The sequence below is a fragment of the Salinilacustrithrix flava genome, assembly GCF_041228405.1.
Lineage (GTDB): Bacteria > Actinomycetota > Acidimicrobiia > Acidimicrobiales > Salinilacustritrichaceae > Salinilacustrithrix > Salinilacustrithrix flava.
The window spans coordinates 2,281,675-2,296,594 of the sequence record NZ_CP133888.1; the positions used below are offsets into that span (position 1 = coordinate 2,281,675).

General features: G+C 72.6%; 14 protein-coding genes. 8 read left to right on the forward strand and 6 right to left on the reverse strand.

Annotated features, from left to right (window positions below; all coding sequences use genetic code 11):
- The first annotated feature begins 7 nt into the window (after window positions 1–7).
- From galE to infC, 3 genes are all read left to right on the forward strand, one after another.
- Window positions 8–1,186 (forward strand): UDP-glucose 4-epimerase GalE, encoded by a 1,179-nt coding sequence (gene galE, locus RGQ06_RS11220; protein WP_432428901.1) that lies wholly within the window; start codon window positions 8–10, stop codon window positions 1,184–1,186.
- Entirely contained in the window at window positions 1,186–1,647 is a 462-nt protein-coding gene (locus RGQ06_RS11225) for an NUDIX domain-containing protein (RefSeq protein ID WP_432428900.1), read from the forward strand. The genes galE and RGQ06_RS11225 overlap by 1 nt, the downstream gene beginning before the upstream one ends.
- A 96-nt stretch (window positions 1,648–1,743) precedes the next feature.
- On the forward strand, window positions 1,744–2,298 hold the full coding sequence (gene infC, locus RGQ06_RS11230) for a translation initiation factor IF-3 (RefSeq protein WP_432430723.1): 555 nt from the start codon (window positions 1,744–1,746) through the stop codon (window positions 2,296–2,298).
- Between the two features lie 7 nt (window positions 2,299–2,305).
- On the opposite strand, the gene RGQ06_RS11235 is transcribed toward infC, so the two are convergent.
- The 5 genes from RGQ06_RS11235 to RGQ06_RS11255 all read right to left on the reverse strand — a co-directional run bounded on the left by RGQ06_RS11235 (window position 2,306) and on the right by RGQ06_RS11255 (window position 7,029).
- Window positions 2,306–3,994, reverse strand: coding sequence for a glycerol-3-phosphate dehydrogenase/oxidase (locus RGQ06_RS11235; protein ID WP_432429063.1), 1,689 nt, complete (start codon window positions 3,992–3,994; stop codon window positions 2,306–2,308).
- 110 nt (window positions 3,995–4,104) lie between these two features.
- Complete coding sequence (locus tag RGQ06_RS11240; RefSeq protein ID WP_432428899.1) at window positions 4,105–4,875, reverse strand: YaaA family protein; 771 nt, start codon at window positions 4,873–4,875, stop codon at window positions 4,105–4,107.
- Window positions 4,875–5,798, reverse strand: coding sequence for a cyclase family protein (locus tag RGQ06_RS11245; RefSeq protein ID WP_432428898.1), 924 nt, complete (start codon window positions 5,796–5,798; stop codon window positions 4,875–4,877). The genes RGQ06_RS11240 and RGQ06_RS11245 overlap by 1 nt, the downstream gene beginning before the upstream one ends.
- The gene (locus RGQ06_RS11250; protein ID WP_432428897.1) at window positions 5,795–6,439 is read right to left on the reverse strand and encodes a TrmH family RNA methyltransferase; all 645 of its coding nucleotides are present in this window, start codon (window positions 6,437–6,439) and stop codon (window positions 5,795–5,797) included. The genes RGQ06_RS11245 and RGQ06_RS11250 overlap by 4 nt, the downstream gene beginning before the upstream one ends.
- Window positions 6,436–7,029 (reverse strand): TetR/AcrR family transcriptional regulator, encoded by a 594-nt coding sequence (locus tag RGQ06_RS11255; RefSeq protein ID WP_432428896.1) that lies wholly within the window; start codon window positions 7,027–7,029, stop codon window positions 6,436–6,438. Before RGQ06_RS11255 ends, RGQ06_RS11250 begins: the two co-directional genes overlap by 4 nt.
- Window positions 7,030–7,143: 114 nt before the next feature.
- On the opposite strand from RGQ06_RS11255, the gene RGQ06_RS11260 reads away from it, so the two are divergent.
- Window positions 7,144–7,308, forward strand: coding sequence for a hypothetical protein (locus tag RGQ06_RS11260; RefSeq protein WP_432428895.1), 165 nt, complete (start codon window positions 7,144–7,146; stop codon window positions 7,306–7,308).
- Window positions 7,309–7,321: 13 nt separating this feature from the next.
- On the opposite strand, the gene RGQ06_RS11265 is transcribed toward RGQ06_RS11260, so the two are convergent.
- A complete protein-coding gene (locus RGQ06_RS11265; protein WP_432428894.1) occupies window positions 7,322–7,618 on the reverse strand; it encodes a hypothetical protein in 297 nt (98 codons plus the stop codon).
- Between the two features lie 187 nt (window positions 7,619–7,805).
- Between RGQ06_RS11265 and RGQ06_RS11270 the strand changes: the two genes are divergently transcribed.
- The 4 genes from RGQ06_RS11270 to RGQ06_RS11285 are packed head-to-tail and all read left to right on the forward strand — an operon-like array spanning window position 7,806 to window position 14,912.
- The gene (locus RGQ06_RS11270) at window positions 7,806–9,206 is read left to right on the forward strand and encodes a hypothetical protein (protein ID WP_432428893.1); all 1,401 of its coding nucleotides are present in this window, start codon (window positions 7,806–7,808) and stop codon (window positions 9,204–9,206) included.
- Window positions 9,206–10,945, forward strand: coding sequence for a hypothetical protein (locus RGQ06_RS11275; protein WP_432428892.1), 1,740 nt, complete (start codon window positions 9,206–9,208; stop codon window positions 10,943–10,945). Before RGQ06_RS11270 ends, RGQ06_RS11275 begins: the two co-directional genes overlap by 1 nt.
- Window positions 10,945–13,140, forward strand: coding sequence for an ABC transporter permease (locus tag RGQ06_RS11280; RefSeq protein ID WP_432428891.1), 2,196 nt, complete (start codon window positions 10,945–10,947; stop codon window positions 13,138–13,140). Before RGQ06_RS11275 ends, RGQ06_RS11280 begins: the two co-directional genes overlap by 1 nt.
- Window positions 13,137–14,912, forward strand: coding sequence for an ATP-binding cassette domain-containing protein (locus RGQ06_RS11285; RefSeq protein ID WP_432428890.1), 1,776 nt, complete (start codon window positions 13,137–13,139; stop codon window positions 14,910–14,912). The genes RGQ06_RS11280 and RGQ06_RS11285 overlap by 4 nt, the downstream gene beginning before the upstream one ends.
- The last annotated feature ends 8 nt before the right edge of the window (window positions 14,913–14,920 follow it).

A 14,920-nucleotide genomic window follows, 5' to 3' on the forward strand; every position in this document is an offset into this window, starting at 1 on the left:
GGCCGCCATGGTCGACCCCGCGCCCACCGGCACCGTCCTCGTCACGGGGGGAGCCGGCTACATCGGCTCCCACACCTGCGTGCAGCTGCTCGAGGCCGGGTCGCGGGTGGTCGTGGTCGACAACCTCGACAACGCCTCACCCGTCGCCATCGACCGGGTGCGCGAGCTCGCCGGCCTCGCCGACGACGATCCTCGCCTCACGTTCCACGTGCTCGACCTGCGCGACGGCGCCGCGATCGAGGCGCTCCTGCGGGACGACCCGGTGGACTCCGTGATCCACTTCGCCGGGCGCAAGGCGGTGGGGGAGTCCGTCGAGCAGCCCATCGCGTACTACGACCACAACCTGGTCGGCACCACGAACCTGGTGAAGGCGATGGAGGCCGCCGGGGTGCGCGACCTGGTCTTCTCGTCCAGCTGCACCGTCTACGGCGTGCCCGACGAGGTGCCCATCACCGAGGCCGCCCCGGTCGGCGCCATCAACCCCTACGGCCGCACGAAGCTGTTCATCGAGGAGCTCCTGCGCGACGTCGCCGCCGCGGGTGCGCTCGAGGGTCGCTCGCCCTGGCGCATCGCGCTGCTGCGTTACTTCAACCCGGTCGGTGCCCACGCCAGCGGCCGCATCGGGGAGGACCCGGCCGGCCTCCCCAACAACCTGATGCCGTTCATCATGCAGGTCGCGGTGGGACGCCACGACCGGCTGCGGGTGTTCGGCGACGACTACGACACCCCCGACGGCACCTGCATCCGCGACTACATCCACGTGGTCGACCTGGCCGACGCCCACCTCGCCGCCCTGCGGGCCCTACCTCGCGTCGAGGGCTGCCGGGCCGTGAACGTCGGCACCGGCACGGGCTCGTCGGTCCTCGAGGTGCTGTCGGCCGCCGAACGGGCCGTCGGGCACGAGATCCCCCACGAGGTGGTGGGGCGACGGACCGGCGACGCCCCCTGCGTGTTCGCCGACACGGCGCTGGCCACGGAGCTGCTCGGGTGGTCGTCCTCGCGCACGCTCGACGACATGTGCGCCGACCACTGGCGCTGGCAGCGGGAGAACCCCGAGGGCTTCGGGACGGGACGGTCTCCAGGAGCCGAGCCGCCAGGCGAGGGGACCCATGAGCACGGTTCGTTTTCGGCGGCGGAGCCGCCATCCGATGCCCGGAGTGGCGTGAGCTCTCCGGAACGCTCGTGATGAGGGGCAGCGGCGACGGCTTCGTCCGCTGCGGCGACGGCCACGTCCGCTGGGGCCGGTACGGAGCGGCGGGCGTGCTGTTCGTGCACCGCGAGGCCGACGGCGTCCACGTGTTGCTGCAGAAGCGCTCGCAGTGGGCCCACGAGGGCGGGACCTGGTCGGTGTCCGGCGGGGCACTCGACGAGGGGGAGACCCCGGCCGAGGCGGCCCTGCGGGAGGCCAGCGAGGAAGTCGGGGAGATCCCGGCGCATCGCTTCGTCGGCGAGTACGTCTTCGCCCCGGCCGACGACTGGTCCTACACCACGGTGGTGGTCGAGGTGGACGGCCGCTTCGGCTTCAGCGCCAACTTCGAGACCGACGCCGTGGGCTGGTTCCGCCTCGACGAGGTCGACGGGCTCCCGGTGCACGCCGGGTTCGCTGCGGCCTGGCCGGCGCTGCGCCGCATCGTCGAGGGGGGTTGAGGCGCGGGGTTCTGCGCGCGACGGTCGCGTGGAAGGAACCCGGGTGCGCCTCCGGCGCGACCCATCCCTGACGCACCACCACGAGGAGAACGAACCATCGCACGTCGCACGCCCTTCGCCCGCCGCCCCGAGAGCAAGCACCGCACCAACGACGCCATCCGCGCCGAACGGGTCCGCTTGATCGACGAGACCGGGGAGCAGGTGGGCGAGATGCCGCTGCCCGCCGCGCTCGAGGCCTCCCGTCGAGCCGGGCTGGACCTGGTCGAGGTCGCCCCCGAGGCCCGTCCGCCGGTGGTCCGGATCATGGACCACGGCAAGTACGAGTACGAGCAGTCGGTGAAGGCCCGGTCGAAGAAGAAGCGCAGCGGCGGCGGCGTCAAGGAGATGAAGTACCGCCCCAACATCGGCGACCACGACTTCGCCACCAAGACCCGCAAGGTGGCCGACTTCCTCACCAAGGGCAACAAGGTGAAGCTCACCGTGTGGCTCCGGGGTCGTGAGCGCTCGATGCCCGGCCTCGCCGAGGACGTGGTCGAACGGGTCGTGACCGAGGTCGACGACATGGTCGAGGACGACGTGAACGTGGAAGCGCCCGTGCGCGGCGACGGCCCGCAGCGATCGGCCGTCATCGCCACGTCCCCCGGCGACTGAGTCGGGCTCAGCCCAGGGTGCCGCGGACGTCCTCGGCGCCCAGCCGCCTGGCATCCGCGGTGTGGTCGTCGACGGCCTGCTGGCTCTGCCGCTCGGCCTCGACGCGCTTGTCGTAGCTGTCGATCTCGCGGGCCACGGTTGCCTCGTCCCAGCCGAGCACATCGGCCATGATCCCGGCGACCACGCGCGCCGCGCTGACGCCCCGGTCGGGCGATTCGATGGACAGGCGGGTGCGACGGGTCAGCACGTCGTCGAGGTGCAGCGCGCCCTCGTGGTCCACGGCGAAGCGCGCTTCGGCCGCGAGGTAGTCGTCGGTGCCGGGCAGGCACTCGGCCATGGCCGGGTCGGTGCGGAGCAGCTCGAGCAGCACCGGGAGCTCGGAGCCGTAGCGCCCGAGCAGGCGATCGATCCGTTCGACGGGGAGCCCTGACTCCGCCGCGAGCTGCTCCCGGCGGTTGCGCATCGCCTCGTACCCGGTGGCGCCCACCAGCGGCACCGACTCCGTGCACGAGGCCGGGGCGTCGACCCCCATGGCGGCCACCGCGGCATCGACGGCGTCGGCCGCCATCACCCGGTAGGTCGTGTACTTGCCACCGGCCACGGACAGCAGCCCCGGGGCGACGGTGGTGACGGCGTGCTCCCGGCTGAGCTTGGACGTGCTGTCCGACTCCCCGTGCAGCAGCGGACGCAGGCCGGCGTACACGCCGACGATGTCGGCGTGCGTGAGGGCTGGGCGCAGCCACCGGTTGACCTGCCCGAGCAGGTAGTCCAGGTCCGCCGCGCTGGCCGCCGGCCGGGCCAGGTCGAGGTTCCAGTCGGTGTCGGTGGTGCCGACCAGCCAGAAGTCCCCCCACGGGATCACGAACAGCACCGACGTGGGGGTGCGGCAGATCAGCCCGGCGCCGGCGTCGATGCGGTCGCGGGGCACGACGAGGTGCACGCCCTTCGATGCCCGCACCCGCAGGGTGGCGCCACCGGCCATGTCCTGGATCTCATCGGTCCACACGCCGGTGGCGTTGACCGTCTGGCGGCCGCGGATGTCGAGCTCGTCGTTCGTCTCGACGTCGCGCGCCCGGACGCCGGTGACGCGCCCGCCCTCGCGCAGGAGGTCGACCACCTGCACCGACGCGGCCACCGCGGCGCCGTGGTGGTGGGCGGTTCGCACCAGGCTCATGGTGTGCCGGGCGTCGTCGACCTGGGCGTCGGAGTAGGTGATGGCGCCGGTGAGCACGTCGTCGCGCAGCGACGGGACCAGTCGCCGGGCCGCCCGCTTCGACAGGTGCCGGTGGCGGGGGAGCGGGTTGGACCCGAACGCGGCGAGCGCGTCGTACAGGGCGATGCCGGCACCGACGTAGGCCCGCTCCCAGACCCGGTGGGTGAGCGGGTACAGGAACGTCACGGGTCGGGCCAGGTGCGGGCACAGCCGGTTGAGCATGAGGTTCCGCTCGTGGAGCGCCTCGGTCACCAGGCCGAGCTCGAGCTGCTCGAGGTAGCGGAGGCCGCCGTGGAAGAGCTTGGACGACCGGCTCGACGTGCCCGCGGCGAAGTCGCGCTGCTCGACGAGGGCGACCGACAGGCCCCGGGTCGCGGCATCGAGCGCCACGCCCGCACCCGTGACGCCGCCGCCGATCACGACGATGTCGAAGATCTCGTCGCGCATGCGGGCGAGGTCCTGCTCCCGCTGGCGGGCATCCATCGGCGGCACCGTGTCGACTCCGTCCACCGGGTCTTCCTACCAGCCGATCCCCGGAACCGGGATGCGACACCCGCCACCGAGGCGTGCACCGCGGCCCGGAAGCGGGGGGGTCAGCCGGGCTCGACGACCTCGAGCCGGCGGGGTCGACCGGGCCTCGCCTCGTCGATGCTGACGGCGAACGCCGACCCGAGGGCCTCGACCAGCTCGTCGGGCGTGTGCGGGTCGGCGCCGGAGGCCAGCAGCTCCCGGGCGACGAGACCCCGCGAGTGCTTGGCCATGTGGCTCACCGCCGTGCGCCCGCCGGGGCTGTCCCGCACGACGTGGACGGCCGCCGTCCGCTCGGCGAGGGCCCCGGTCGGCTTCCAGGCCGCGGCGTAGGTGGACGAGCGCAGGTCCACCACCACGCCCCGCCCCGCAGCTCCCGGGAGCACCTCGCCCAGCGGCTCCCGCCACGCCCGGGCCAGGGGACCCACCCCGGGGAGGTCGACGCCCATCGACAGCCGGTACGACGGGACCCGGTCGTTCGGGTGGAGGGCGCCGAACAGGGCGGAGACGACGACCAGGCGGCGGGTGGCGCGCCGCTTGGCGGCCGGATCGAGCGTCCCCAGGTCCAGGGCGTCGTAGAGCACGCCGGTGTAGAGGTCGGCGACCCGCAGCGTCGGGGCCGTCCACAGCTCGGTGTTGGCCGCGACCCGGTCGGCGGCGCCCTTCGGCGCGCCGAGCACGGCCAGGGCGTCGGCCTGTCCTGAGGCGGCGACCAGGGCGTCGAGCACCCGCCGTCGGGTGCCGGTGAGCCCGGGGAAGGAGAGCCGGTCGAGGTCCAGCGGTGCGCCCCGGGAGCCGACGGCCTTGCCCTCGGAGGGCGGCAGGAGGATGAGCACTACAGGACGGCGATCGGGTTGACGGGCGACGTCGTGCCTCCGACGACGATGAGCGGGGCCACGGTGAGCAGGAACGCCCATCGCCCCTCCTCGGTGCAGGCGGCGGCGAGGTCTTCGAGGTCGAGGTTGTCGAGCAGGTGCAGTCCCATCGCCACGATGCCGACGGTGTGGACCGGCAACCGGGTCGGGACGCCGTCGGTGGGCTCGACGTGGGACGGGTGGACGTCGCTGACCCCGTCGGAGCCCAGCATCGCCACCTCGCGCTCGTGCAGCCACGGCAGGCACGATGCGTGGAGCCCGGCGAGCTGCTGGCGCGGGTCCCAGGGGCCGTGCTCGCGGTGCCAGGTCCAGCGGCCCGTGCGCACGAGCAGGATGTCGCCGGTGCCGACGGTGAGCCCGGCTCGGGCCTCCGCGGCCTCCAGGTCCTCCACCGTGATCGCGGTGCCCGGCTCGAGGGCCTCGACCCCCCGGACCGGCGGGATGTCGAGGAGCACGCCCCGACCGACGACGCCGTCGCGCAGGTGGTGCACGCCGAGCTGCTCGGCCCCGTGGGCCGTGACGACCTCGGTGGGGTGGCCGTTGTAGGTCCGGCCGTCCCAGAAGATGTGGCAGAGCGCGTCGAGGTGGCTGGTGGCGTACCCGTGGGACGCGACGCCGATCCAGTCGGCGCCGTAGCCCTCGGTGTGGGTGCCGATCATGTGGTGCTCGGCGGGCGACGGGTTCTCCGGTGCCGGGAGGGTCGGCAGGGGCCGGGCGCAGGACACGGTACGACCCCGCCGCACGGTGGCCGCTGCGGCGGCGCGGTGCTCGGTGCGGATGTGGTTCAGCGCCCCCAGCTGGTCCTCCGCGCCCCACCGGTCCCAGTTCGACAGGCGGGTCCGCAGCACGTCGACGTCCGCGGTGGTCATGGGTGGCACCGTCATGGCCGGGCATCCTCGCCGAGCGCGTGCTGCCGGATCCAGGCGTGCATCGCGATGCCCGAGGCGACACCGGCGTTGATCGACCGGGTGGAGCCGAACATGGCGATGGAGCACACCAGGTCGAGGCGCTCGCGGGCCGCGTCCGACAGGCCCGGGCCCTCCTGGCCGAAGAGCAGCACGCACCGCCGGGGGAGCGCCACCTGCTCGAGCGGCACGCTGCCGGGCAGGTTGTCGATGCCCACGACGGGCAGGTCGCGCCCGGCGGCCCACTCGCCGAGGGCGTCCACGTCGGGGTGGTGCTGGACGTGCTGGTAGCGGTCGGTGACCATCGCGCCCCGTCGGTTCCACCGGCGCCGCCCGACGATGTGCACGGCCTCGGCGAGGAACGCGTTGGCGTTGCGGACGACGGTGCCGATGTTCAGGTCGTGCTGGAGGTTCTCCACTGCCACGTGGAACGGGTGCCGCCGCTGGTCGAGGTCGGCGACGATGGCCTCGAGGCGCCAGTACCGGTAGCGGTCGACCACGTTGCGCCGGTCGCCGGCGGCCAGCAGCTCGGGGTCGAGGCGGGGGTCGTCGGGCCAGGGCTCGGGGTGGGGACCGACGCCGACGTCGTCCGGCCCGCCCGGATCGCCCGGGTCGCTCACCGGGGCTCGCTGCGGATCCCCCGCAGACCGCGCCAGGCCAGGTCGGCGACGCGATCGGTGATCTCGTCCGCGTCCAGATCGAGTTCGTCGCCCAGCCAGTGGCGCGTGGCGCCCTCGGCGAGGCCGACGATGCCGTGGGCGAGCAGGACCCGCTCGTGCTCGGCGAGGCCGTCGACCGTGATGAGGTCGGCGATCACCTCGGCGATGCTGCGCTCGAGGCGGGCCGCCTCCTGGGCGAACTCGGCATCCCGTCGGGTGCCGCCTCCGAACATCAGCTGGTACTCGTCGGGGGAGTCGACCACGAACCGGAAGTAGGCCCGCAGGCCTCGCACGACCTGCTCGCGGGGCCCGGCGGCCGCGCTCGTCGCCTCGTCGATCGCCGCCATCAGGCGGAGGCTGACGAGCTCCAGCAGCTCCAGGTACAGGGCGCGCTTGGACGTGAAGTGCTGGTACAGCACGGGCTTGGTCACGCCCGCGGCCTCGGCCACGTCGTTCATCGAGGTCTGGTGGAAGCCGCGTGCGGCGAACACGTGGAGGGCCACCTCCAGGAGCTGTTCCCGCCGGCGGGCCGCGGGGAGCCGGGACGACATGGGACGTGGCTACCACCGCCGCCGCCGCCGAGGCACATCCCACGTCGCAGCGGTCCCGGGAATTCCTCGACGCTGGGGGAAGGAGTGCGGGGCGGGCCGGGCGAACCCTCGGTCGTGCCCAGCCGCAACCGCGCTCCCGCTGCCACGACGCGGCGCCCGGCCCAGCCGATCCGTCCCCTGCCGGCGACCCGGCTCGCCGCCGACCTGCTCGCGGTGAAGGCCCGTCGGCGCCGCTTCCAGCAGATCCTGCCGCCACGCGCCGGCGAGCGCGGCTGGTAGCGGCGGCCCTCGCCTACTCGGGCCGCCCCAGCGTGGTGCGGCCCTGCTCGCGATCTTCCCGCTCGGCCGCCTTCACCGCGTACCCGAACACGATCGCCGGCGCGAGCACGATCGACCCGATGACGATCGCGGCCACGATCCCCGGTGTCACGACCCCGCCGAAGCCCATGACGAGGCCGACGGCGAAGAGCACGATGGCCAGGCCGAACAGGCCGTAGCCGAGGCGCTGGCCGGTGCGGACGAGCCCGGCGATGCGTCGCCGGCGCTCGAGCACGGGGTCGCTCCGGTCGGGGCGAGCGGGATCGGGCACGGCAGGAATGGTCCCACACCGCGCTGATCGCGACCGAGGCCGGCACAGGGGTTACCGGCGGTCAGATTTCTGCACCGATGGACAGGAGTCAGTGCCACCCGTCACGAAGAACGTTCCGGAACACAACAACCGTTCGCAGGACGGGCCACGGGGGTCGGATCCTGCGCAGACGAACACGGGGTGGTTCGTGCAGATGCAGCTGAACGCGTTCAAGCGGACGCTGGCGATGGGAGCCGTCTGGACGGTCGCCATGGGCGGCCTTCTGGCCACGTCGCCCGCCGCCTCCGGCCAGGAGGGCGTCGAGCCCGGCCTCGGCAACGCCTATGCCCAGGGGATCAAGGTCGATCCCCGCAGCGGACGCCTGAGCTTCGGGATCACCTACGGCATGTCCCTCGCCGGGCACCAGAACACCGTCGCCATCGCCGAGGCCCGGTCCGCCGACCTCGGTGTCATCGGCGTCACCCTGGGCGGCGAGGGCTGCGACGGCGGCGACCCGACGCTGCCGAAGGAGGACCAGCCCCAGCCCCTCGTCGCCCGCTCCACGGAGGAGGGCGCCGGCCAGGAGCAGGTCGAGTCCGAGAACGGCGTGGAGAAGCGGGTGATCGCCACCGCCGAGCCGCTCGCTCGCTCCGTGGCCACCACCGCCGCCGCCGGCGAGGCCGCCGTGCTGCAGATCGGGGCCAGCCAGAGCAGCACCGAGTCCGGCATCATCGACGGCAAGCGCATCGCCCGGGCCGTCACCGAGATCGGCCGCGTCAGCCTCGGCGGCGGCCAGGTCGTGCTCAAGGGCCTGAAGTGGGAGGCCGCCTACCAGACGGCACCCGCCGAGGAGTCCACCGGGTCCTTCACCATCGAGGGCATCGAGGTCGCCGGCCAGGCGCTGCCGATCCCCGAGGAGAACCCGCTCGCCCCCCTCGCCGAGGCCAACGCCGTGCTCGAGCCCCTCGGCTTCCGCATCACGCCGCCCACGGTGCGCACCGAGTCCGGCATCCAGTTCGTCGACGCCATGCGCATCAGCATCATCCCGAGCACGACGCGCGAGTCGGTGCTCGGCCCGGTCTTCAACGCCATCCAGCCGGTGCGCGAGAGCCTCTTCGACGCCATCATCGAGGCCGACTGCAGCAACGCCGCCTACCTGACGATCCTCGACCTCGTCCTCGGCTCCGTGAGCGGCGCCGGGTCGCTCAGCCTCGAGCTGGGCGGCGTCACCGCCACCTCCGACGACATCGAGTTCACCTCGTTCCTCGGCTCCCTCGGTGCGCCGCCGTCCCTGCCCCCGCTCAGCTCCGGGGGCGGCTCCTCGCCGTCGCTGTCGTCGAGCGGAGCCAGCTCGCCCTCGCTGTCCGGTGGGTCGTCGGCCCCCGCCGGCGCCGCGGCCACGACGCCTCCGACCACCGTGGCCGCCACCACGGGCGCGGTCGCCGGCGACGAGCAGGCCATCGCCGACATCGAACCGCTCTCCGGCAGCCGAGGTGGTGCCCTCGCGGGCGTCGGCCTCGGCGGTCTCGCACTCCTCGCTGCACTCGCCGCCGCCGATCGCTCCCAGATGCGTCGTGCGCAGCGTTCCACCCTCATGGAGGTCAGCTGATGTCCGCGCCCACCCCGCAACCCACGCCACAGGGGTCCTTCCCCGTCAACCGTCGCATCCTGCGGGGCTACGGCCCGCTGGCGGTCTTCGCCGCCATGCTCGTCCTGATGGCCATGGTGGTGCCCACCACGGTCCCGAACCAGCAGGTCTCGAGCGGCGGCAGCGGCGCTCCCGCCGCCGGCCAGGGGTTCGGCGCCCAGAGCAACGACGGCGCCACGACGGGGTCCACCGCCCCCGGCACGCCGAGCACCACGCCGGGCACCCAGGGTGGCGCCGACCCGGCTGCCGCCGGTGGTGGCGGCGGGGGTGACGCCGGCGGCGTCGCCAGCGACGGCGCGGGCAGCGGCATCGCCCCCATCGAGGGGGTCCAGGCCTGCCCCGACCGCCAGGAGCAGATCCCCGGCGACCCCTACAGCCCGCCCTGCGTGGCCTGGGCCGGGGGCAACAACGGCGGGGGCACCACCAAGGGCGTCACCGGGGACACCATCCTCGTGTCCTACCGGGTGCTCGGCGGCGAGAAGGGCTTCCAGCAGACGCTGGCCGAGCTCGCCGGCGCCAGCCTGTCCGACACCCCGGAGACGATCCAGAACACCATCACGGCCTTCGCCGAGTACTTCAACCAGCGCTTCGAGTTCTACGGCCGCGAGATCAAGGTCCAGTTCTACGACGGGCAGGGCTCCAACACGAACGAGCTGCTCGGCAAGGGCCGCGACCGGGCCGAGGCTGACGCCACCAAGGTGGCCGAGGAGATCGGATCTTTCGCCGACCTGTCCGCCACGTCGGAGCCCTACGCCGGTGCCCTCGCCTCCCGAGGCGTGATCGGGTTCGGCACCCCCTATCTGTCCCGTGAGTGGCACGAGCAGCGGGCGCCCTTCGCCTGGTCCCTCGCCACCGACGGCACCCGGGTGTCCGAGCTGGCCGCCGAGTACGCCAACAAGCGCCTCCACGGCAAGCCAGCGGCCTTCGCCGCCGGCAACCTGCAGGGTCAGCCCCGCAAGTTCGCCACCATCGCGCCGGAGAACTCCTGGTACCAGGAGTCGGTGAACAACTCCCGCCGCATCACCGAGGAGGCCGGCAACGACCCGGGCCTCAACGTGAAGTACCAGCTCGACCTGTCCACCATGTCGAGCCAGGCCAACAACATCATCCCCAAGCTGAAGAACGAGGGCGTCACCACCGTGGTCTGCGGCTGCGACCCGGTGCTGCCGGTGTTCCTGTCCGGCGTGGCCAACCGGGAGCAGTACTACCCCGAGTTCATCATCGCCGGCACCGCCCTCACCGACACCGACATCGTCGGCCAGCTGTGGGAGCCCGCCTTCGCCCGCCAGGCCTTCGGCGTGTCCTCGCTCACCGACTTCGTGCCGCCGACCCAGACCATCGCCTACGAGGCGTTCAAGACGGTGCGACCCAACGAGGAGCCGGCGTTCTCGGTCGACCTCATCTACTACCAGATGTACATGCTGGCCATCGGCGTCCAGGGCGCCGGCCCGAACCTGACGCCCCAGTCGTTCTCCGACGGCATGTTCAACTACCCGGCCCGCCGGGGCCCGGTGGGTCTCTGGAAGTTCGGACCGGGTGACCGCACCGCCGCCAACGATGTGCGGGAGATCTACTTCGACACCAACGCGATCTCCCCGTACAACGGCAAGCAGGGCGCCTACATCGGCACGAGTGGGGAGCGCTGGGAGACCGGCCAGATCCCCGGCGGCGACCCCGCCATCCCGGCGAGGAACGGCTGATGACCGCCGTCCTCGACCGGGTGCCCGGCGCCGGTGGGCTGGGTGGGCTGAGCAAGAAGGCCAAGGCGACGCTCGCCGTCGCCGGCCTCGTCCTCGGCTACGCCCTGCTCTACGTCCTCCCCGGCACGGGCGACCTCCTCCGGGACAAGGCCCCCTACGGCGTGCTGTTCATCGGCACGGTGCAGGGCACCACCACCGCCCTGCTCGCCATGGGCCTGATCCTCATCTACCGCACCAACCGCTTCGTGAACTTCTCCTACGCGGCGATGGGTGCGCTGCCCGGGGCGTTCGCCCTCGGCCTGCACCTCGAGCAGGGCCTGCCGTTCTTCGCCGCCCTGGCCCTCGCTGTGGTCATCGGTGTCGGCGTCGGGTTCGTCACCGAGCTGCTGATCCGTCGGTTCAAGGGGGCGAGCCGCCTCATCCTCACGGTGGCCTCCATCGGCCTGGCCCAGATCTTCGGCGTCCTGAGCCTGCTGGCCAACAAGGCCATCGGGTTCATCTCCCTCGCCGGCGGGTTCACCATCCCCCTCGACGTCCGCTTCACCCTCGACGTCAAGACCATGACCGGCGACGAGATCCTCATCATCGCCGTGGTGCCCGCGGTGATCGCCGGGCTCGCCTGGTTCCTGCTCAAGACCGACGCCGGCGTCGCCATCCGTGCCGCCGCCGAGAACGAGGACCGGGCCCTGCTGCTCGGCATCCCCGTCTACAAGCTGGGCCGCATCGTGTGGATGATCGCCGGCGGCCTCGCTGCGCTCACCTACGTGCTGCAGGCCCCCTCCTCGGGCGTGTCCCCCTCGGTGGTCTCCGCCGGCCCGGCCGTGCTGCTGCCCGCCCTCGCCGCGGCCGTCGTGGCCCGCCTCGAGTCGCTGCCGATGGCCTTCGCCGCCGGCATCGGCCTCGGCATCCTCGACCAGCTCGTGCGCTGGAACGGCACCGGCAGCCCGTCGATCACCACCATGTTCTTCCTCGCCGTCATCCTGATCGCCCTGCTGCTGCAGCGGGCCTCGCTGTCCCGGGCGATGAACTCCGAGAGCGCGGCCTTCAGCTCCGAGGGCGTGATCAAGCCGGTGCCGCTGGAGCTGCGCCACCTGCCCGAGATCCGCATCGCCAAGGTGGTCATGACCCTCGGCGTGCTCGCCCTGCTGGTGTTCGTGCCGCTGTCGTGGGGTCCGTCCAACCAGCTGCTCGCCGCGATCGCGATGGTCTGGTCGATGGTCGCCGTGTCCCTCGTCATCCTCACCGGGTGGGGCGGCCACATCAGCCTCGGCCAGTTCGCCATCGCCGGCATGGGCGGCCTGCTCGCCGGCAACGTCCTGCAGCGCGGCGACATCGACTACTTCGTCGTGCTCACCGGCGCCGGCCTCGTCGGTGCCCTCACCGCCCTGGTGGTCGGTCTCCCCGCCCTGCGCATCCGCGGGCTGTTCCTCGCCGTGAGCACGCTGGCCTTCGCGGTCGCTCTCAACAGCTACGTGCTGAACCGGGACAACTTCTCCTCGATCATCCCGGGCGACGTCACCCGCCCGGTGCTCTGGGAGCGCTGGGACCTGGAGCGGGGCTACCCGATGTACGCGCTCTGCCTCGCCCTCCTGCTCCTGTCGGTGCTGGCCGCCCGCAGCGTCCGTGGCACCCGGGCCGGCCGGGTCATCATCGCCACCCGCGACAACGAGCGGGCGGCGGATTCGGCATCGGTGCCCACCACCCGGATCAAGCTGGCCGCCTTCCTCGTCGCCGGCACCATCGCCGGGATCGCCGGCGCCCTGCACGTCACCATCCTCCACGGGCTGAACCAGGGCACCTACAGCCCGGAGATGAGCCTCGAGGTGTTCTCCACCGCTGTGATCGGCGGGCTCAGCTCGGTGTCCGGGGCCATCGGCGGCGTCCTGCTGTTCCAGTGGCTCGGCTCGATCACCGCCCTGGGCGAGATCCGCCAGCTGATCTCCGGCGCAGGCCTGCTCATCGTCCTGCTGGTCTTCCCCGGCGGCCTCGCCCAGCTGGCTGCCAACGTCCGGGACCGCTTCCTGCGCCGCATCGCCGAGCGGCACGACATCCTCGTGCCGTCCCTCGTGGCCGACAAGCGGGTCGACGAGGAGGACGAGGGCGAGGACGAGAACCTCCTGCGAGGTGCCCTCGGCGGCGAGGACGACGAACCCACCACCACCGCACACGACGAGCTCGTGGGGAGCGCCCGATGACCTCCACCGACGGACGAAGCACCACCGCACCACGCCGCCGGGCCCCGCTGCGGGCCGAGGCCGACGGCGTGCCCGACCTGGGGGCCGACCAGACGCTGGTCCTGGACGCCCCGTCGGGCAACGGCCACCACGGCACCCCCTCGACGGTGGCGACCAACGGCCGGGCGACCGAGCCGGCAGCCGACACCGAGACGATCCTGCGGTGCTCGGGCATCGACGTGAGCTACGGGCCGGTCCAGATCCTGTTCGGCGTCGACCTGGAGGTGAAGCGGGGCGAGGTCGTGGCACTGCTCGGCACCAACGGCGCCGGCAAGTCCACCCTCCTCAAGGCCATCTGCGGCCTCAAGGCCCCCAAGGCCGGCACCGTCGAGCTCATGGGCGAGGACATCACCGGCCTGTCGGCCGACCTCGTCGCCGGCAAGGGTGCCGCGCTCATGCCCGGCGGCAAGGGCATCTTCCCGACCCTCACCGTGGCCGAGAACCTGCGTCTCGCCTCGTGGCTGATCCGCGACGACCCCCAGCGGGTGAAGGAGACCAAGGCCGAGGTCCTGGACCTGTTCCCGATCCTGTCCGAGCGGTCCGGTCAGCTCGCCGGCGACCTGTCCGGCGGCGAGCAGCAGATGCTCGCCCTCGGAGGGGCGCTCATGACCAGCCCCGAGCTGCTCATGATCGACGAGCTCTCCCTCGGCCTCGCGCCCACGATCGTGGCCCGGCTGCTCGAGGTGGTCGACGAGATCCACCGCCGGGGCACCACCATCATCGTGGTGGAGCAGTCGGTCAACGTGGCGCTCAACCTGGCCGAACGGGCCGTGTTCATGGAGAAGGGCGAGTTCCGCTTCACCGGCCCGACCCGCGAGCTGCTCGACCGCCCCGACATCCTGCGCTCGGTGTTCATCGCCGGCTCCAACGCCGACGAGGCCGACGACGCCGCGCCGAAGGCGGAGCCGAAGCGAGCATCCACCATCGCCGAGGACGCCCGAGCCGTGCTGCAGTGCCGCGGCGTCATCAAGCGCTTCGGCGGCATCACCGCCGTGGACAGCGTCGACCTCGACCTGCGCGACGGCGAGATCATCGGCCTCATCGGTCACAACGGGGCCGGCAAGACCACGCTGATGGACTGCATCTCGGGGTTCCTCAAGATCGAGGCCGGCCGGATCGGCATCCAGGGCCTCGACGTCACCGAGTGGCAGCCCCACGAGCGGGCCCGGGCCGGCCTCGGCCGCTCCTTCCAGGACGCCCGGCTGTACCCGTCGCTCACCGTGGCCGAGACGATCGCCGTCGCCCGGGAGCGCCACCTCGCCAACCACGACATCATGGCCTCCACGCTCGGCCTGCCCGCCTCCTACGAGGTCGAGATGGACATCGCCCTCAAGGTGGAGGAGCTCATCGACCTCATGGGCCTCGGCGCCTACCGGGAGAAGCTCACCGGCGAGCTGTCCACCGGGTCGCGGCGCATCGTCGACCTGGCCTGCATCCTCGCCCAGGGCCCGTCGGTGCTCATGCTCGACGAGCCCTCCGGCGGCGTGGCGCAGAAGGAGACCGAGGCCCTCGGCCCGCTGCTCCTCCGGGTCCGGGAGCGCACCGGCTGCTCGATCCTGGTGATCGAGCACGACATGCCGCTGCTGTCCAGCATCTGCGACCAGCTCATCGCCCTCGAGACCGGCGCCGTCATCGCCACCGGCACGCCCGACGAGGTGCTCTCGCACCCCGCCGTGGTCGAGTCCTACCTGGGCACCGACGAGTCCGCCATCAACCGCTCCGGCGCGGCCTGACCTCTCTA

Bases quoted from the DNA above. Each gene is read 5' to 3' on its own strand.
- RGQ06_RS11225 (WP_432428900.1), top strand. From the start codon at position 1,186: ATGAGGGGCAGCGGCGACGGCTTCGTCCGCTGCGGCGACGGCCACGTC.
- RGQ06_RS11235 (WP_432429063.1), bottom strand. From the start codon at position 3,994: ATGGATGCCCGCCAGCGGGAGCAGGACCTCGCCCGCATGCGCGACGAG.
- RGQ06_RS11280 (WP_432428891.1), top strand. From the start codon at position 10,945: ATGACCGCCGTCCTCGACCGGGTGCCCGGCGCCGGTGGGCTGGGTGGG.
- RGQ06_RS11245 (WP_432428898.1), bottom strand. From the start codon at position 5,798: ATGACGGTGCCACCCATGACCACCGCGGACGTCGACGTGCTGCGGACC.
- galE (WP_432428901.1), top strand. From the start codon at position 8: ATGGTCGACCCCGCGCCCACCGGCACCGTCCTCGTCACGGGGGGAGCC.
- RGQ06_RS11285 (WP_432428890.1), top strand. From the start codon at position 13,137: ATGACCTCCACCGACGGACGAAGCACCACCGCACCACGCCGCCGGGCC.
- RGQ06_RS11275 (WP_432428892.1), top strand. From the start codon at position 9,206: ATGTCCGCGCCCACCCCGCAACCCACGCCACAGGGGTCCTTCCCCGTC.
- RGQ06_RS11255 (WP_432428896.1), bottom strand. From the start codon at position 7,029: ATGTCGTCCCGGCTCCCCGCGGCCCGCCGGCGGGAACAGCTCCTGGAG.